Consider the following 19,950-nt stretch of genomic DNA (forward strand, 5'->3'; position numbering starts at 1 on the left):
GAATTCACTTCTTAAAATGAAAGTGAAATTTCTACTATATTGTATCATATCCACCTGCAAAGAATCACTAAGTAGAAGCGATATTGTGTCGATCGTAAGCGAAATCTAAAAGTAATGACTGTAGTGCTTCATTGTTACTTGCTAGATTGAGCTGTCGTTGTTTTTTAACAGCTCGTTCGCTTCGGGCCTCATGTAATAAAAATTCCATGACAGCGTTTTGAATTTGTGATTGCTTCATTTTGCGACCTAGTCCAAGGTGAATAAAGCCGTTCTGTTCGCGAGGGAAGGCATGTAATAGCTCAGCCTCAGTTTGTGCAAGAGTAATACAAGGTACACCATAAGAGGCGATTTTATAAGGTGTATAGTTAGCGTTGCAAATAATAACATCTGCTTTTGGTAATAGTTTAAGGAGTGCGTTTTTATCACGAAGAATGGCAGTATTACGACGACTAAGCACCATCATTTGCAGATCATCGGTTGCGTGTCGATAGCTAGCATCAATCATCACTGTAATTTGTAGTGGAATTTGTAGCTGCGTTAAGTGTCGAAGAGTACGGTAGGTTAAGTTATGCTCGTCCCCATCCTCAAAAGCAACAACAATATGAGGTGGGTTTTCAGGTATTTTACTGTCTGGTCGATCATCAAAATTCTGAAAAGCTTGTGGTAATGCGAAGTTGAAACTACCACCAATATAATGAGATGGTAAATAATCTTTAACTTCTTGATAGAGTGCTAGCAATACACAGTCACAGGCTTGGCCACCTTCACCCAAATCATCAAAATGAATGATTGTTTTGCAGAATGGTCGTAAATTTTGTACTTGCCAGCTTTCAGAGTTACGACCATCCCTTACAATTAAATCAGGCTGAATACCTTTCATTTGCTTTGGTAGCTCATCGAAATGTTCAAATAAGATTGGCGAGAGATTTTCATTCATTAAAATTTGAATCCCATCATTTGAAGGGGTCTTTACAAATATGAAAACTTTTTCATTTGTAAGTAGCTTGGCCAGCGTGGCAACCCGTTCAAAAGGATACAGCCCTTTATCGATACAGCTTTCAATAATGAAAACAATCGTCTTTTTTAGTTCCGTTGTTTGAATTTCGTTTTGCAAATGTATCCCATCCTTTCATCCGTCTATTTAAACTATGGTGGATGAAGGGCAAGTATGTGTAAAAAATTAGGATTATTAAATCATTTTGACCGAGGCATAATTGATAAAAACATAAAATTAAATGAGTAAGAGCTCTTTCTTTGACCGATAAATAAAGTAGAGTTTGCAAGAAGATACATAGGATTGTTGCAGTTTTTCAGCAAAACTATTGTTCCGGCAGAGTGACTTCTGGGACATATGAACATAGAAGGGGGTACAACCAATGGGAATGCGCGCAGCGATTGTTGTAGGGGCTACTGGATTAACAGGTACCTCTCTTGTAGAACAATTATGTGAAAACGATGAATATGTTTCAGTTACGGTTATTGCACGAAGAGCGCTAGCATTTACGCATCCGAAGCTAGAAGTAAAAATTCGTAATTTTGATACTTTAGAGGAAAAAGATATCGAATTTGCACATGAGCTTTATTGTTGTTTAGGAACAACGATTAAAAAGGCAGGATCACGTGAGGAATTTGAGAAAGTTGATTTTGAATATCCGCTAACAATTGCCTCATTAGCGAAAAATCGAGGAATCCCACATATGCTAGTCATTACAGCAATGGGGGCAAATGAAAGTTCATCATTTTACTATAATCGAGTAAAAGGAAAGCTTGAACATGACCTTATAGAGCTAGGTTTACAGAGACTTTCAATTATTCGCCCATCTTTATTGGTTGGCGATAGAGAGGAATTTCGCTTAGGTGAAAAGGCGGGAGAGAAAGCTTTAAAGCTAGTAAAGCCGTTATTAGTTGGGCCATTAAAGCGTTCAAGAGCTATAGAAGCTTCCCAGGTTGCGAAGGCGATGATCGTTATTGCGCTGTATGGCAATAAACAGCCGGTTACAATTTATCCATCTCAGGAATTGGCTAAGCTAGATTTCCCTGAAACGCAGGGTGAGGATGTTTCAAGGGAGAATTTATTTAATTGGGATAATCGCAAATTATCGAGTTCTAACGATGAAGGCGATAAAGTAAATCGTGAAGTCGTGATTAATCGAGATAAATATAAAATAGAGGAAACCGTTGTTGATAAAGAAGTAAAATTCCAACGTCGTCAGGATAAATAAAGGTTCATCACCGTAACGTGGAGTTGATTTCCGTTTCGATTGGGCGCTTTGTTGCTGTCGCTACGCTTTCGCACAGAGCAAAGCTTCCAGGGGACGTCCGATGAGCCGCTTCGCTTCGCTGCAGGGTCTCGGGCCAACAGGATGTTGGTCACGAAGGCGTTATCACAGGATGTGATGGTTTTAGCCTTCGTTCCTCTATCGCTAATTCCCAAGGAGTCGCCCAGTCTCCACTCCAATCAACTTAATACGCAGGGAAGCGAGTAGCCCGTAGTAATAATCAGCGTCTTCTAAGTAGTAGTAACAAATTCATTTGTGAAAATATTATTTTAATAACAAACAATCAACATGCCAAAGTCTTTTTCAAAATCATATTTCCTGCGTAGACTCCATTCCGCCTAAAGACTGAATTTACGGTTTCAACCACCACAATTCTTTCCGTGCCTCTTTTCATTTGTTACAATATTATTGTAGAAATGAATGTGGAGGCAAAGTGAAAATGAAAATTTTACTCGTTGATGGCACAATGTTTGGTCGTAAAACTGGTGCTATTTTAGAACAAGTGGAGCAATATATTAAAGAATTAGATGCAAGTTTCGAGTTAGAAATTATGCATTTTAGTCAATATAAGCATCAAATTGTAGACGGTTCACCGTTAAATGATGACATGAAGGAAATGATTCAAAAGTTCGAAGAAGCGGACGCGTATATTATCGCTACACCGATTTTCCAAGCATCGATTCCAGGCGTTTTAAAAAATGCATTTGACTTCTTGCATCCGAAAACAATGCGCTATAAGCCTGTATCGATTGTGGCAAATGGTGGTACGTATCAGCACCATTTAGTAGTAGAAAATCAGTTGAAACCAATTTTAGATTACTTCCGTGCACTTGTAACGCCGAACTATGTATACACACACACATCTCACTTTGATGCAGATAATAAGATTGTCGACGAAGATGTTCATAGACGTTTACGTGAATTGGCTCGTGTTTTTGTACAGTATTGTGAAATGAGCAAAACATTGCCGAAAGAACCGATTGATCAACATTAAAATAAAATTCATCCCTTGTGCAGTGGAAAGAAATCACTGTGCAGGGGATTTTTCTTTTCAAGTATCCTTTTACGATGTGATAAAATAGATTTTTAGTGAAACGGAAGGGAGGGCTGCTCATGCAGGACATCGCTATACTAGAAAAACAACGCTGTAGTCTAATATTGACTAATAAGGCGAAGGAAGCGGTAGAGGAATGCTCAGCAAATGAGCATGCCTTTTTTGCCTTACAAAAAACATTCACCGTCTATATCGAAAAGCGCAAAGCAAAAACAGTTGGTGAAACATTTTTATCGATTTATTTTAATGCGGAGCAAAATGAAAGGCTAACCGACGTCATTGCTGAGAAAACAGCCATTATGGATTGTGTGCTAAAGGTTGAAGGATTGCTAGCTACAAATATTCGTTTTGTACATATGCGGGGCCCAATCAATACAAACCGGCGCTTACCAGCAGCATTAGAATTTGTTACAAGACCTAATAATGGAGCAGGGATACCGCTTGATCTTCATACGAAAATAAGAGGGCTACCGATAGCCGAGGAACGCACGGAATATGTGAAAAAGCGTATCTCGAGCTGGGAAGGCTATTTAAAAATTCAAGAACGGGATGCGACCATTGATGATATTCATACAGAGTTTAAGCAAAGCTATTTTAATGAAGATTTTACTAGGCTGACAATTGTCTGCCCATATATAAAATCGAAGGAATGGAAGAAGCTTGAAGGGTTAAGTGTGAGCATTCAAGGGGTACGCGGTGAAATTGGACAAGTATTAAAGGCTCATGCAGGGAAGCAGACAATAGAAATTGACTTAAAGCCCTTTGTGCAGGATTTAGCACGTAAAGATCAACTTAACCTTCGTTCAAAGCAAGCAAGCTTTAGTAATTTTGCGACATTGAGTCAAATTAGACGATTGCGCAATGGTTTTACAAAGCTAGAAAAAGGCGAGGCAGTTAACCCTAATTTAGAGACAATACTATTTGAAAAACGTCCAACTGTCCGAGCATCAAAGCTTCGAGAGGATATTGTTTTTCACAATAATTTAAACGAATATCAAAGACGGGCTGTTTTAGGAGCATTGTCTGTTGAAGATTTGTATGTCATTCAAGGACCTCCTGGTACAGGGAAGACAACTGTTATTTCTGAAATTTGTCAGCAAAATGTTAAGGCAGGCTTAAAAACACTCGTGGCTTCTCAATCAAATCTAGCCGTGGATAATGCATTAGGACGACTTCTTTCCAATCAAGAAATTCGAATTTTACGTTACGGTAGAACGGAAAGTATTGAAGAAGAGGGTAAGAAATTTATTGAGGAAAATGTTGCGCTTCATTGGCGTGAGCAAACTCTTGCAGCGATCGAAGAGGAAATTACAGCCTTTACAGAACGTGAACAAGAACTAAAATCAAGTATTACCAAGGCTGAAGAAGAGCTAGAAAAGCTTGAGGCGTGGCTTGAGGAGTTAACAAAGGAAATAGCTGCAAAAGAACAGGCCACAATTGACGAGCCCATTTTACAGCAGGAAATACAAGCGTTAAAGAAAGAATTAAAGGCAGCAAAAGCTGAACAGCAGGAGAATGAGGCACATAAAGAGCATTACGAAAAACAGCTGGCGCAAATCGAGCCTGCTGTAAAGTCGCTCGAGCAAACCCTTGCTGAAAGCCCATCTATAGAGCAGCTAAAGCTTACTATAGAAGAAACTACTCAAAAAATGGAGCAATTGGAAGCAGCTGCTCAATATAAGGAGCTGCAAGAGCAAAAGCAGCATTTAGCACTGCAGTTCAAAGATATCCAATCGAAATATGAAGAGGAAAATAATCGTCTTCGATTAATGAAGGAAGCCGAACAATATATTAGTAATTTAACGTCCTATGAGCGAATTGAACGATTTTTACAGCACTATCACATTCGCCCATCCTATGTGCTGTCACAGCAAATTAATCGCTTGCAGCATTTAGAGGATGCCAAAGATTTAGAGGCATGGGCAACCATCAATTCACGTTTGCAAAAAGCGATCGCAAAGCTGGAATCGTTAGTATCTGGTGAAGAAAAAGAACGTGCCCTTGCTAAAAGTAGAGTGCAGCAAGTTCAATCGTTTTCGTTGCAAAATTTAACAGGTGTTTTTGCGCAGCTTAATACAGCCTTTCAAGATGAACAAACACCGCCTGCCGAGCAAATTGAGAGTTTCTTGCTCGGTTTATATATGCGTCGTGATTTTGTCTGGCAAAAAGGTGTAGCTCTTAAACAACAACAAGATCATAAAGATCGGGAATTTGAATCCTTGCGTAAAGGTATTGGTGGCTTAGTACATCAAGAATGCGCGATTACTAGCTTTGACGTTCAAAGCTTACAGCGACAATTGCAGCCATTTTTACAACATACAGAACGACTTCAGCAGCTAGCTGAGGCATTCCAAATTGATGCCGAGCCAGAAGAGTCTGTAGAACATTTAAAAATGCTTGTGTCACAATCGAAATCTTCTCTTCAAACAGCACGTCAACAGCTTGAGGCAGTAGAGCATGCTCATACACAGCTTCTACCAAAGAAAGCGGCACTTCAAACAGCGCAGACTAGCTTACAAGAGATTGAACAACAGCTAACACAATTAGAAGAAAATATAAAAGAAATTAATATAGCTGGACTGAAGAAGGAGAAGCAGCTCACAGCTTGCACAAAGCTTCTACAATCAACACCAGAGCGCACTTCCGAGGAAGTGGTGGAAGCAATTGCATCTTCGAAAACAGCAATAGTGGAATTACAGCGCAAGGAACAGCAACTACCTCTTCGAAAAAAATTACAAGAGCAATGGCGTGACAAGCTGCAAAATGCTACTGAATATGATTTAGATGAAATTCGTAAATTATATGTGCGTCATGCGAATGTTATCGGTACAACATGTGTTGCTTCGGCAAGTAAGGAGTTTATGGAGAACTACCCGACATTTGATGTTGTCATTATTGATGAAGTATCCAAGGCAACACCACCAGAGCTATTATTGCCAATGCTTAAGGGGAAGAAAGTTATTTTAGTAGGCGACCATCATCAGCTACCTCCACTACTTGGAGACGATACGTTGGAGGAAACATTAAAAGCAATGCTCGATGGAAATCCAAACTTTGACGGCGCACAGGAGTTGAAAAATTTACTGCGTGAATCACTGTTTGAACGCTTATTTAATAACTTACCGCAAACACATAAGCAAATGCTGGCATTGCAGTATCGAATGCATGAAAAAATTATGCACAGTATTACACCGTTTTACGCGAAAGAGGAAAATGGTTTGCAATGTGGTTTACCAGATTCGGATGCAGCACGAGACCATTGCCTAGAAGGACAATTTGTAAACCGAGATGATCATTTGTTATGGGTTGATATTCCAACTGAAAAACCTTATTTAGAGGAGCAGGTAAAGGGCGGAACGAGTCGTTACAATGAGGGTGAATTACAAACAATTCGTCGTATTTTAATAGATTTGAATAAGTCTGTTATTGAAGCTAAAGCAGCTGGACGTATACCTCAGGATGCACAAAAAAGTGTTGGAGTAATTAGCTTCTATGGGGAGCAAGTAAAGAAAATCAATCGCCTTCTGCAACAGGAATTACAGCTACCGCATCTTCAATTTAGAACAGGGACAGTCGATAAGTTCCAAGGTATGGAGATGGACGTCATATTAGTTAGTATGGTACGTAATACGCCTAAAGGGGGAGACGTTGGTTTTGCAAGAGATTATCGCCGCTTAAACGTTGCCTTATCTCGTGCGCGGGAACTATTATTACTTGTCGGAAGTGCTGAGATGTTTGCCAAACGTGCGAAGCATCCAGATACACGAGAGATGTACAGCAATCTGTTAAAGACCGTGAAATCCTATAACGGCTTGCGTAATCATGAAGGACAGGTGATGTAGATTGTCAAAATTACAGCAGCGCTTAATGCGAGAAATTCAGCAAAATCGCAATATTAAAATCGTCAAAACCGATCAATGGAGCATCCCGATTCGAACAGTAGAAGTGACCTATGAACCAGTTCGTCGTTCTACGATGGATGTCTTGATGACAATGCTGTTAATGAGCATACAGGAAGCGGATTTTGCAAACGCACAAGAATTAAGTGAGCTATTACTAGTCGATCCGTTATTTATTGAGGATTTAGTATCGTTAATGTCTCGAGTAAGTCTTATTGAGCAAACGGAAAACTTCTATAGATTAACCTCTAAAGGACAGCAGCAACTGGAACGTGGCATCTTCGAAGAGGAGCTAGATGTAGAAATGGCTAATCTTTACTATAGCCCATGCCATCTTGCATTTCTTGCTGTCGACGAGGACAATATAGAAGAATACGATGATCTACCAGAGCTATATCGCTATGTGGATGAAGAGGCTGAGAAGCAGGAGCATTTCGAAGAAGCAATGTTAATAGAAGCGCTACAGCAAGAGGATGGGGAAAAAGCTGAAGCTGGAGCCGGAGCCTCTCAAAAAATAATTTCAAAAATTGTTGAAACAGACGCTAAACAAATCAATGATATCCCATGCCTTGAATTTGTCCTTCACGATAAAGAACAAAATATTTTGTTCGTTCGTATATGGAATGCACTGTTAAATCAATGGGATTCGCACCTAGAACAACAGCTTACAGAAAAAGAACAACTACGGTGGCGTGAACAATATTTATAAGACTAAAAACGAACGTGTGTGTAGCGTTCGTTTTTTTGTGCTTTTTGAGGCGTATGTCGATAAAACGGAAAAGTTGGGTGATAAATTAAAAAAATTAGGAGATAAAATGGTAAATAGCCTCGTTAAATTTTTAAGCTTGCATATATTATTACAAAAAAAGGAGGGGACCGATGTTTACGATTAGTTTATGTATGATTGTTAAAAATGAAGAATGTACTATTGAAAGATGCCTAGACTCCGTTCAACATTTAGTGGATGAAATCAATATTATTGATACGGGCTCAACTGATCGTACAAAAAATATCGTCCGAAACTATACCTCTCGAATTTTCGACTTTACCTGGTGCGATGATTTTGCCAAAGCTCGAAACTTTTCCTTTCAACAAGCTACGAAAGATTTTATTTTATGGCTCGATGCAGATGACGTGATCACAACAGAACATCAGCAAAAGTTCCTACAACTTAAACAGTCACTTTATCATCCAAATGTCGATGCTGTTTCCATGGATTATTATGTAACGCTCGATGCAGATGGCTGTGTAGAATCCAGTGAAAAAAGATTTCGTCTCGTAAAACGTGCACGTAATTTTCAGTGGCAGGGTGCCGTCCATGAATATTTAGACGTAACAGGCCAGCTCTATCATAGTGATATAGCAATTACACATTTGCCAAGAAAAAGTGATATTCATCGCAATATTAATATTTATGAGCGTTTAAAGAAAGAAGGGCACCCATTTTCAGCTAGAGAAACTTTTCATTACGCAAATGAGCTCAAAATTCATCAGCGATTTTTAGAAGCAATCAATCACTATAATATTTTCTTAGATTCCGCAAAAGGACCTGCTGATAATCAAATTCAAGCTTGCTTAAATTTAGCGGATTGCTACCAACAGCTACACGATTCAAAACAAGCAACACAAGCTATTTTACAATCATTATTATATGATCGACCAAGACCAGAAACATGCTGTCGAATCGGTCACTTTTTTATGAAGCAATCGAAAAATAAAGAGGCTATTTACTGGTATTCACAAGCATTACAGCAACCTATAGAACAGACAATGGCTACACACAAGCATGCTTATTCCACATGGCTTCCACATTTACAGCTAAGCTTGTTATACAATTGCTTGCGTCTTTATGAAAATGCATATCAGCATAATGAAGCAGCGCGTAAATTTAAGCCAAAAGATCAGCGCATACTAGACAACCGAAAATTCTTGTTAAGTCAGTTAAAGAAATAAGGCCGTCATGGAAAAGGAACATCAATAAAATTTATATAGATACCGTAACCAATTAACATCGATATAAAAACAACAATTGTCATACAAATCACATTCCGAGGTCTGAAAGTTCGAGCATCCATTCATTCATCCCCTTTCTATTTTGTGAACATTCTGTTAACTCAACATATGTTTTGAGAGTTTGAGTATGCAGTTCATCGTAAACATTTTTTTGAAGCATAGAAAAAGAGCAAATTCACAATTAACGTGAATTTGCTCTTTAAATTAGGCAATTTTATTCAATTAACGGGGGAGTTTAGTTGAAGAGTTAATGTTATAATTTGGATATCCAAATATTGAATATATTGGAGTGTGATTATGAAAAAATTAAGTTTGATTTTCGTTGTGTTAGTTTGTTTAGTATTACTAACAGCATGTAATGATAAAGCACCACTGATAGAAATTGAAGCCAAGGTTTCTCCAGTAAGTGATGAAGAATACAGAAAAATTGGTGCTACTAAAGATTTAATTGAACCAAAGCAGGAAGACTTTAAAATTTTTGAGTTTAATTTCACTATGGAACATACAGATTCAGTGAAAGAAAGAAAAATCGAAATGTATAAATTTGAGAATCTGCCGCAAGTGTTGAATGGAATAGATGACATCACACGATATTGGAATGGTGAATGGTATAGTCAGGATAATGAAAATGAAAATTTTGCAACATACCACCACGAATTTGTTTTTTATACAAAAGGTTTGAATGATGATGATATTAGAAAAGCGTTTAATAATGAAAAAATCACCGTGTCATGGACTAACAATAAAAATGAACAAATAGAAAAAGAATACAATATATCTAATTTAATAGAGTTTAGTTCAAACAATTAAATTCCTATTGAACTAACGAGTTTAATAAGTAGGTACTTTCTGTAGGGTGTCGGATTAGTTTCTAGAAAAGTAAAAGAGGAGGGGTAGCATGAAAAATAAGTATAAAAAATTATTGATTTACTTATTTTCAATCGTGGTCATAATTATTATTTCCTTTGGTATTTATCAATATTCCACTCACTTTTCAACTCGTGATGAAGCAATTGAAAAATATATAACAACGGTGTTTGATAATGATTCTACACAGCTAATAGATGTTGTTGAAACAGATGTATCTAATACTTATTATTTGTTATTAAGAACAAATGGTTCAGATGTTATTAATACGACATCAAACGTGAAAATCCAGAATAATATATTTGGTTGGAAAGTCACGGCTGGCTATGAAAGAGCAAATGTAGATTTAGGTAAACATCTAATAGATAGAGAAACTAACACATTAAAATAATTCGTAGCACTAATTGTTAAATCCTTACTGCACTAACGGGGGCTTGAGTTTAGGATAGCTGGGTGGTGTAGAATGGAGCAACCAACTGTAAAAATTAGTTCTTAAAAGTGAAATGACAAGGGAAGAAGTTTCCGATTGGGCTACGTTATATGTGATGGTTGATAATCCTAATATTGATAAACAGGTACTTTAGTTAAATATTCAATTTACGAAATATCAAACCAAAAAACAGAGTTGATTCTACACGTTTTGTAGATTTATTCTGTTTTTTTATGTTTTAACAGCAACAATCTTTTAGAAAACAGCCTTAAATTAACCGTTTAATCAGCTCTGTGGGGAACCTGATCATTTTAACTTGCTTACCTAATCAGTTCCCCGACAATGACTATTATGAAGAATAAGAAGGTAGCTCTAATCAATTTCTGCCCCGAACTTATGGTATATTAGACAGTACATAGTTAGTAAAGGAGTACGAAAATATATGGTTAAAAGTGTAGTTATTGCTGAAAAACCTTCAGTTGCACGTGATATAGCAAATGTTTTGAAATGTAATAAAAAGGGGAATGGATTTTTAGAAGGTGACAAATATATAGTTACTTGGGCATTAGGTCATTTAGTGACATTAGCTGATCCAGAAGCCTACGATAATAAATATAAAACATGGAATTTAGAAGACCTTCCAATGTTGCCAGACCGAATGAAGCTAGTAGTGATGAAGCAAACAGGCAAGCAATATAATGCAGTCAAATCACAATTAACACGTAATGATGTCAACGAAATCATTGTGGCTACGGATGCTGGGCGTGAAGGTGAATTAGTTGCTCGATGGATTATTGACAAAGCAAATGTGAAAAAGCCAATTAAACGTTTATGGATTTCATCTGTTACAGATAAAGCAATTAAAGAAGGATTTGCTAATTTAAAACCGGGTAAAAACTACGAAAATTTATATGCTGCTGCTGTTGCCCGTTCCGAAGCGGATTGGTATATCGGATTAAACGCGACACGAGCATTAACGACAAGATTTAATGCACAGCTGAACTGTGGTCGTGTTCAAACTCCAACTGTTGCGATGATTGCTGCACGCGAAGATGAAATTAAAAACTTTAAAGCACAAACGTACTACGGTATTGAAGCACAAACAGATTCGTTAAAGCTTACATGGCAAGACGCAAATGGTAATTCACGTAGCTTCAATAAAGAAAAAGTCGACGTTATTGTCAAAGCATTAGGCAATCAAGATGCAAAGATTGCCTCAATTGATCGCAAGCCTAAAAAATCTTTTGCCCCAGGTCTTTATGATTTAACAGAATTACAGCGAGATGCCAATAAATTATTTGGCTATTCGGCAAAAGAAACATTAAATATTATGCAAAAGCTATATGAATCCCATAAAGTGCTGACATACCCTCGTACAGATTCACGTTATTTATCATCTGATATTGTAGGCACATTACCTGAGCGTCTAAAAGCATGTGGCATCGGCGAATATCGTACATTAACGAATAAAATTTTAACAAAACCGGTTAAAGCGAATAAATCATTTGTAGATGACAGTAAAGTGTCCGATCACCATGCCATCATTCCAACTGAAGGCTATGTGAACTTATCTGCATTCAATGATAAAGAGCGTAAAATTTATGATTTAGTCGTAAAACGATTTTTAGCAGTATTATTCCCTGCACAAGAATATGAGCAATTAACAGTACAAGCTCAAATCGGTAAGGAGAAGTTCATCGCTAAAGGGAAAACCGTAACAGTTGCAGGTTGGAAAGAAGTATATCAAAATCGTTTTGATGATGAAGAATCAACGGATGATGTCAAAGAGCAGCTGCTTCCTCGTTTAGAACAAGGACAAGTATTAAAAACAAAGCTAATTGCCCAAACATCTGGTCAAACAAAGCCACCTGCACGTTTTACAGAAGCGACATTACTATCAGCTATGGAAAATCCTACGAAGTATATGGAAACGAACGACAAGAAGCTTGCAGATACTTTGAAATCAACAGGTGGATTAGGGACAGTTGCAACACGTGCAGATATTATTGAGAAGCTCTTTAATTCATTCTTAATCGAAAAACGTGGCGGCAAAGAAATTCACATTACATCCAAAGGTCGTCAATTACTTGACTTAGTACCTGAAGAATTACGTTCTCCTGCGACAACAGCCGAGTGGGAGCAAAAGCTTGAGCTCATTTCAAAAGGTAAGTTGAAAAAAGATGTGTTCATCAATGAAATGAAAAAGCACACGCAAGAAATAGTCGCTGAAATTAAAGCAAGTGATAAAAAATATAAGCATGACAATATCTCAACAAAATCATGTCCTGATTGCGGCAAGCCAATGCTTGAAGTCAACGGTAAAAAAGGTAAAATGCTTGTCTGCCAAGACCGTGATTGTGGACATCGTAAAAACGTATCACGCGTTACAAACGCACGATGCCCACAATGTAAGAAAAAGCTAGAACTACGTGGTGAAGGTGATGGCCAAATCTTCGTATGTAAATGTGGTTATCGTGAAAAGTTATCTGCATTTGAAGCCCGTCGTAAAAAAGAAGGCGGTGGCAAAGTAGATAAGCGTAGCGTGCAAAAATACATGAAACAGCAAGAAAAAGAAGCAGAACCTATTAATAATGCGTTTGCAGATTTGTTAAAAGGGATGAAGTTTGATGAATAGTTATAAATAAAAAAAGCGGGAGTGTTAAATAAATTAACATTCCCGCTTTTTTATTCGTTATAAACAGAAATTTCAGAAAATATATTGAATTATGAAAATATTTATGCTACTGTATGTAACATGAAAATGAAGTTTAAACTTCAAAAACTAAGATAAAAAGGATGTACTTCTTTGATGGATAATCAAACAATTCAACAAGTCATTCAACATAAATATCAGGAGCTTTCGAAGAGTCAGCAAAAGGTAGCGATCTTTATCCTCAAAAATTTGCAGACTGTTGGTGTTCATTCAGCTGCTTATGTGGGGGAAAAGGCGGGGGTAAGTGAAACGACGGTTATCCGTTTTTGCTACGCTATAGGATTATCGGGTTATGCTGAGTTGCAGCGGGAGATTACGATGCATCTATTCAATGAAGGCCATACTAGTAGCTTGCACAATTATTTGCAATCAAAGCAGGTACTTTTTGAAACACCACGTTTTTATGAAAAAACGATGGAAAAGGATGCATCGAGTATTTTAAATGTTGCTAAGAACATTAACGAGGAAGATTTTAATCGTGCTTCTAACCTGCTACATACGAAGAAAAAAATCTATATTGCTGGGAATGGTTCTTCCCATTTAGCGGCACAATGGTTGTATTTTACGTTAAATATGCTACGTCCTAACGTAATGCTTTTAGATTTTGAAACTAGTGAAATCATTAGAGCTTTACAAGAAATCGATGAGGATAGTGTGGTCATTATTTTATCGTTCCATCGCTATTTTAAAGAGCCGATTCAATTTGCAGCTGAAATTCAAGAAAAAAATTGCGAGATTATTGGTATTACAGATTCTAAAATTGCACCTATTACGCAATATGCAACGATTACCTTTGTGAATGAACAACAGGAAATGTCTACGATTGACGCAATGCCAGCACTGATTTCATTTTTAAATACACTGATTGCAGGTATGACTGCACAAGATCACGACTATTATGAAAATCAACGCGTAAAATATGATGATTTCCAAAATAGCTTTTTAGCAAATCGATGGAGTTGAAGACAATGAATCAAGTTTTACAAAACTTACAGCCTAGATTGGCTGATATTTTTACACATCTACATGAGCATCCGGAAATTAGCTGGCAGGAAAAGAAGACAACGCAATATATCGCCAATTTATTGAAGGAGGCACAGATGGAGCCTCAGTTGTTTGAGGATATGACGGGACTGTATGTCGATATTGGGGAAGGGATACCGAAAGTCGGATTTCGTACGGATATTGATGCTTTATGGCAGGAAGTAGATGGTGAATTTAAGGCTAATCATTCCTGTGGTCATGACGGCCACATGACGATGGCTATTGGGACGGCACTAGTGTTAAAGGATATGGAGCAATCACTCCCTGGCGCAGTACGTATTCTTTTTCAGCCTGCTGAAGAAAAAGCACAGGGCGCTCGCGCATTCGTTGAGAAGGGGCTTATCGATCATTTAGAATACTTATTTGGTGTCCATGTTCGTCCGTTAAAAGAATTGCGGGACGGAACATATGCCCCGGCATTGTACCATGGTGCTGCAAAGCTTTTCACTGGGACCATTATTGGAGAAGAGGCACATGGCGCACGACCTGAACTCGGCATTAATGCTATTGAGGTAGGGGCAGCGATTGTCGAAGGCTTACAAAAAATTTGGACGGACCCCAATGTCTCTGCGTCAGTCAAAATGACACAATTTAATGCAGGAGGAACCTCGACGAATATTATTCCGGGGAAAGCAACATTTAGCATCGATGCACGAGCACAAACAAATGAAGTAATGCAAGCTATCACAGATGGTATTGAACGTGTAAAAGCATCGGTAGAAGCGATGTATGGTGCGAAAATTTCTTTAAATGTAGATGCGCATATTGTTGCAGCGTTAGTGAATGATGAGGCATTACAACATATGAATTCAGCGATTGTTGACGTAGTTGGGGAAAGGGCATGTGCTTCACCAGTCGTCACTCCTGGAGGAGAGGATTTTCATTTTTATACGTATGAACGTCCGAACCTGAAAGCAACAATGCTTGGCTTAGGTTGTGGTGTAACACCGGGATTACATCATCCGAAAATGACTTTTAATCGAGAGCGACTTATTACCGGAGTGAACATTATCACGAGAGCTATTTTAAGAGCTTTATAGAATATGAGATAAAGAATAGAAAGAAGTGATAGCGATGATTGACATAAGGGAAATAAAGACAATCGAACAGCTGGAGCAAGTTCAGCAATTGGAATATGACGTTTGGGGGATGCCTTCTATTCCCATTCATCAAACTTTAACGGCTGTGAAAAATGGCGGTATCGTTGTTGGTGCCTTTGATGGTGATCAATTAGTTGGCTTTAGCTACGGTTTTTCGGGGTTTCGAGAGGGCAAAAGTTATTTATGCTCCCATATGTTGGGGATAGACGAAAATTACCGCTCCCAAGGAATAGGTGAAAAACTAAAATATGCCCAGCAAGCTATTGCTATTGAACGAGGCTATGATTTAATGGTGTGGACCTTTGATCCGCTGGAAACACGAAATGGTTTTCTCAATCTGTCTAAATTATATGGTATTTGTTATACGTATATAGAAAATTGCTATGGAGAAATGCAGGATGGCTTAAATAAGGGACTGCCTTCAGATCGTTTTGAGGTGTGCTGGTATATCACCTCTGATTACGTAAGTAAAAGTGTTTCAATAGATGCAACTGATGCCGTACCAGTGGCAAGTTGTGTACTAAATGAACAAGGATTCCCATACTTAGATATAACTGAAGATTTAAAATATAACGAAAATTTATATACATTGCCTGTGCCGAAGGACTTTCAAGCATTGAAGCTGCAAGACCCGACATTAGCATTGGAATGGCGTTTCAAAACGCGACATATTTTACAGCGATTATTTGCACAAGGTTATGCTGCAGTTCAATTGCAGCAGCAAGAAAATTACAACGAGTATGTCCTCGTAAAATTAGAAACTTTAAGTCTGGAAGGAGCAAATTAATATGAAAATTAAAGAAATTACAATTCGACATTTAAAGATGAAATTAAAAGAACCATTTACAACTAGCTTTGGTACATTTAATGATAAAGATTTTTTAGTTTTAGAGGCCAAGGATGAGGCAGGGACAATCGGTTGGGGAGAATCTGTAGCGTTCCATTCACCGTGGTACAACGAGGAAACATTGCAAACGAATTGGCATATGCTAGAAGATTTTTTAATTCCTCTTATTTTAAATAAAGAGCTTCAGCATCCAGATGAGGTCAATGAGCTATTTAAACCGATTCGTAAAAATAATATGGCGAAATCAACGATAGAAGGTGCTATTTGGGATATTTATGCCCAACAGACGAATCAATCTCTCGCGGCGGCACTTGGTGGCAAGAAGGACAATATTGAGGTAGGGATCAGTATCGGTATTCAACAATCAATCGAGGATTTAGTAGCGGTAGTAGATGGCTTTGTGAATGAAGGCTATAAACGAATGAAAATCAAAATTAAGCCAGGTTGGGATGTGGCAGTAATGCGTACATTACGTGAAACGTTCCCTGATGTGGCGTTTATGGCGGATGCGAACTCAGCTTATCGTCTCACAGATGCTGAAACACTTAAACAGCTAGATGCATTTAATTTAACAATGATCGAGCAGCCATTGGCGTCGGATGACATCATTGACCACGCTGCATTACAAAAGTTAATCGAGACGCCAATCTGCTTAGACGAAAGTATCCATTCATTAGAAGATGCACGTAAAGCTGTTGAGTTAGGCAGTACTAAAATTATTAATATAAAAATTGGACGTGTTGGTGGCTTAACAGAAGCGAAGAAAATACATGATTATTGTGAAGCAAATAACATCCCGGTCTGGTGTGGCGGCATGCTGGAGTCTGGTATTGGTCGTGCACATAATGTGGCATTAACTACATTATCGAATTTTATTTTACCTGGAGATACTGCAGGCTCAAGCCGTTATTGGGAAAAAGATATCATTGATCCAGAAGTTATAGTGAAGGACGGTTATATTGAAGTTCCGCAAAAAGCGGGGATCGGCTATGAAGTGAATAGGGAGACAATCGATTTATTCACAGCAGCGCAGAAAACATATAAATAACGTGGCTTGAGTAGTACAAGAATGATATTTCGTTAGGAAGCCTATGAAAATAATTGATTAGAAAAAGCAGGTGTTCTATGAAAAAAAGTTGGCAGATAGGTGGCGCATTTGTAGGATTAATCGTTGGTGCTGGCTTTGCATCAGGACAAGAAATTATGCAATACTTTACGAGCTTCGGTCTTTACGGCATAGCTGGGGGAATTGTCGCAACAATCGCATTTGCCTTTTTAGGGATGAGTCTAGCGCAATTAGGAGCAGATTCGCAAACGACCTCTCATAAAGAGGTTATCTATCAAATTGGGGGACGTTATGTAGGGGTACTATTAGATATTGTCATTACATTCTTCTTATTTGGTGTTGCGGTTGTTATGTTTGCTGGATCGGGGTCAACATTCGAGCAAATGTTTAATATAAATCCGATGATAGGCAGTATTTTTATGGTAATCATTACGATTTTAACATTGCTATTAAATGTAAAAAATATTATTAATATAATAGCTTTAGTGACACCATATTTAATGGGGATCGTTTTTATTATTTTAATTTACTCCATTTTCACAATGGACTTAACCATCGCAGAACAGAATGTGTTAGCGCAAGAGCAAACATCTGCGGCTTCAAATTGGATATTGGGGGCACTTCTCTATGTATCTTATAACATAGCTGCTGGTACTGCGATGTTAATTGTTATGGGGGGAACAGTAAAAGAGCGCAAGATTGCTGGTTTAGGCGGTCTTCTTGGGGGTTTAATGCTCGGTGTCTTAATCATACTAATTAATATCGCTATGTTCGTTAAAATGGACGTAGTTGGTGGGGCAGCAATGCCGACATTAGAGCTAGCAAAACAAATTCATCCTGTAGTGGGTATCTTAATGTCCATTGCTTTATTAGGCATGATGTACAATACAGCTGTAGGGATGCTTTATGCGTTTGCAGTACGTTTTATAGCACCTGATCATAAATATTTTAAAATAGGTATCGTGGTGATTGGTTTAATAGGCTTTGTCGCGAGTTTAGTAGGGTTCACGACATTAGTTGGGAAGGTTTATTCAACAATGGGGTATTTAGGCTTTGCATTAATTATTGCAATCATCATCTCGTGGTTACGTAAAATACCAAAAGCTTCATAATCATGTTTTTGGGATTCTCTAGTGTTTTTATACAGCGCTAGAGAATTTTTTTTGGATTTTAGTAATGAAAACAAGTTGGAAATCATACAGTAATTGTATGTTTGCGTATCTTCATTCAGCAAGTGTTTTATGTAACGTAAGTGAAACGGCAGTTACAAATCTCTCTTGTACCGAAAGCGAAGCGACAGCTACAAATGTTTTCTGTGCGAAAGCGAAGCGTCAGCTACAATTAGACCGAGGCGAAATTGATATGTGGTGATTTGAAAAATTCTGCTTTATGTAAAATAAATTCTCGTAATTTTAAATAAAATCTACTATGGTGCTAGACACCAATTTTTGTGAATGCTATATTAATGGTGTCATAGTTTTTTTATAATTAAGAAAAATTAGGTTTCGTCACCGATAGATGGGATGGCATTTTGCTAAAACATATACCATGTGCGTAAGTTGATTGGAGTGGAGGCTGGGCGACTCCTCGGGGATCAGCGATAGAGGAACGAAGGCTAAAACCATCACATCCTGTGATAACGCCTTCGTGACCAACATCGTGTTGGCCCGAGACCCTGGAGCGAGCACATAGGGGAACGAAGGCTAAAAGCATCACGTCCTGTGATAACGCCTTCGTGACCAACATCCTGTTGCCCCAAGCGGCTCATCGGACGCCCCCAGGAAAGCGCCCAGCCGGAACGGAAATCAACTACACAATATGGTGATGACCCAAAACTTTTTCTAATTATAAAGAGTGATGGAGTAAAGAGTTATAAAGAAGGATGATAGATGCCTATGGTAAAGAAAACGTTAAAACAACGCATTGTTGACGCTTCTGTAGTGCTATTTCAGCAAGATGGCTATCACAATGTAACTGTTGATCGCATTGTTGAATACATCGGTGCATCAAAGGGTGGATTTTATCATAATTTTAAATCGAAAGATGAATTGTTGTATGAAATTCACGATGTATTTATTTCGTATGTTATTAAACAGTCGCAGGAGGCATATGACAAATACGATACACCGATTACACGTTTATGTGCGATGCTACAAACACTGACCCAAGTATTTGATGTGTATCAAGCACATATTACTGTTTTTTATGAGGAAAGCCGTTCATTGCCAGAGGAATATAGTGAAATTATTCATAAAAAACGAGATCAATATCGGGATATTTTACAAAAAGTCATAGAGGAAGGCCAGCAAACAAAGGATTTTCGTACAGAACTACCTTGTACTATTGTAACGATGGCTATTGTTGGGATGATTAACTGGACATACAAATGGTTTAAGCAATCAGGTCCATTAACAATGGAGGAAATTACAGAAGTCTTTACGGATATGGTATTGCGTGCGATTGTCACTGAACAAGCAATGGAAGAAGCAGTTCAATTTATGGTTAAGGAGAAGCCAGCAGCGAAGGAAGAGACTGGTTTTATTAATATTTAAAACAAACCGACTAGTCGGTATTTATTTATTGCAACTGACATCTGAACGAAATCCGCTATGGCACATTAAACATTAGGGGGACTGGG

The 19,950-nt window shown here is 38.0% G+C and carries 16 protein-coding genes; 15 read left to right on the forward strand and 1 reads right to left on the reverse strand.

The window, feature by feature from the left end; genetic code table 11:
- Positions 1–67: 67 nt before the first annotated feature.
- Positions 68–1,114 (reverse strand): PseG/SpsG family protein, encoded by a 1,047-nt coding sequence (locus ACQKOG_RS21995; protein ID WP_427448262.1) that lies wholly within the window; start codon positions 1,112–1,114, stop codon positions 68–70.
- A 262-nt stretch (positions 1,115–1,376) separates the two neighbouring features.
- On the opposite strand from ACQKOG_RS21995, the gene ACQKOG_RS22000 reads away from it, so the two are divergent.
- From ACQKOG_RS22000 to ACQKOG_RS22070, 15 genes are all read left to right on the forward strand, one after another.
- A complete protein-coding gene (locus ACQKOG_RS22000; RefSeq protein ID WP_370082496.1) occupies positions 1,377–2,222 on the forward strand; it encodes an oxidoreductase in 846 nt (281 codons plus the stop codon).
- A 496-nt stretch (positions 2,223–2,718) separates the two neighbouring features.
- Positions 2,719–3,273 carry an NADPH-dependent FMN reductase gene (locus tag ACQKOG_RS22005; RefSeq protein WP_370082494.1) on the forward strand — a complete coding sequence of 185 codons (555 nt, stop codon included), beginning with the start codon at positions 2,719–2,721 and terminating at the stop codon, positions 3,271–3,273.
- A gap of 119 nt (positions 3,274–3,392) precedes the next feature.
- The gene (locus ACQKOG_RS22010) at positions 3,393–7,175 is read left to right on the forward strand and encodes a DEAD/DEAH box helicase (RefSeq protein WP_370082492.1); all 3,783 of its coding nucleotides are present in this window, start codon (positions 3,393–3,395) and stop codon (positions 7,173–7,175) included.
- 1 nt (position 7,176) lies between these two features.
- Complete coding sequence (locus ACQKOG_RS22015) at positions 7,177–7,941, forward strand: hypothetical protein (RefSeq protein WP_427448263.1); 765 nt, start codon at positions 7,177–7,179, stop codon at positions 7,939–7,941.
- Between the two features lie 170 nt (positions 7,942–8,111).
- On the forward strand, positions 8,112–9,185 hold the full coding sequence (locus ACQKOG_RS22020; RefSeq protein WP_415730970.1) for a glycosyltransferase: 1,074 nt from the start codon (positions 8,112–8,114) through the stop codon (positions 9,183–9,185).
- Between the two features lie 357 nt (positions 9,186–9,542).
- Complete coding sequence (locus tag ACQKOG_RS22025; RefSeq protein ID WP_370082486.1) at positions 9,543–10,055, forward strand: hypothetical protein; 513 nt, start codon at positions 9,543–9,545, stop codon at positions 10,053–10,055.
- Between the two features lie 88 nt (positions 10,056–10,143).
- Positions 10,144–10,503, forward strand: a complete 360-nt coding sequence (locus ACQKOG_RS22030) for a hypothetical protein (protein ID WP_427448264.1) — start codon at positions 10,144–10,146, stop codon at positions 10,501–10,503.
- 481 nt (positions 10,504–10,984) lie between these two features.
- Positions 10,985–13,177 (forward strand): DNA topoisomerase III, encoded by a 2,193-nt coding sequence (locus ACQKOG_RS22035; protein ID WP_427448265.1) that lies wholly within the window; start codon positions 10,985–10,987, stop codon positions 13,175–13,177.
- Between the two features lie 174 nt (positions 13,178–13,351).
- Positions 13,352–14,218, forward strand: a complete 867-nt coding sequence (locus tag ACQKOG_RS22040) for a MurR/RpiR family transcriptional regulator (RefSeq protein ID WP_370082532.1) — start codon at positions 13,352–13,354, stop codon at positions 14,216–14,218.
- A 5-nt stretch (positions 14,219–14,223) separates the two neighbouring features.
- Complete coding sequence (locus ACQKOG_RS22045) at positions 14,224–15,339, forward strand: M20 peptidase aminoacylase family protein (RefSeq protein WP_370082481.1); 1,116 nt, start codon at positions 14,224–14,226, stop codon at positions 15,337–15,339.
- A 34-nt stretch (positions 15,340–15,373) separates the two neighbouring features.
- A complete protein-coding gene (locus tag ACQKOG_RS22050; protein WP_370082479.1) occupies positions 15,374–16,186 on the forward strand; it encodes a GNAT family N-acetyltransferase in 813 nt (270 codons plus the stop codon).
- 1 nt (position 16,187) lies between these two features.
- Complete coding sequence (gene menC, locus ACQKOG_RS22055; protein WP_370082477.1) at positions 16,188–17,294, forward strand: o-succinylbenzoate synthase; 1,107 nt, start codon at positions 16,188–16,190, stop codon at positions 17,292–17,294.
- A 77-nt stretch (positions 17,295–17,371) separates the two neighbouring features.
- Positions 17,372–18,424 (forward strand): YkvI family membrane protein, encoded by a 1,053-nt coding sequence (locus ACQKOG_RS22060; protein ID WP_370082475.1) that lies wholly within the window; start codon positions 17,372–17,374, stop codon positions 18,422–18,424.
- 64 nt (positions 18,425–18,488) lie between these two features.
- The gene (locus ACQKOG_RS22065; RefSeq protein WP_370082473.1) at positions 18,489–18,683 is read left to right on the forward strand and encodes a hypothetical protein; all 195 of its coding nucleotides are present in this window, start codon (positions 18,489–18,491) and stop codon (positions 18,681–18,683) included.
- 524 nt (positions 18,684–19,207) lie between these two features.
- Complete coding sequence (locus ACQKOG_RS22070) at positions 19,208–19,864, forward strand: TetR/AcrR family transcriptional regulator (protein WP_370082530.1); 657 nt, start codon at positions 19,208–19,210, stop codon at positions 19,862–19,864.
- Positions 19,865–19,950: the final 86 nt, after the last annotated feature.

Origin of the sequence: Lysinibacillus sp. NPDC093216 (assembly GCF_050280325.1) — a bacterium.
Taxonomy (GTDB): Bacteria; Bacillota; Bacilli; order Bacillales_A; family Planococcaceae; genus Lysinibacillus.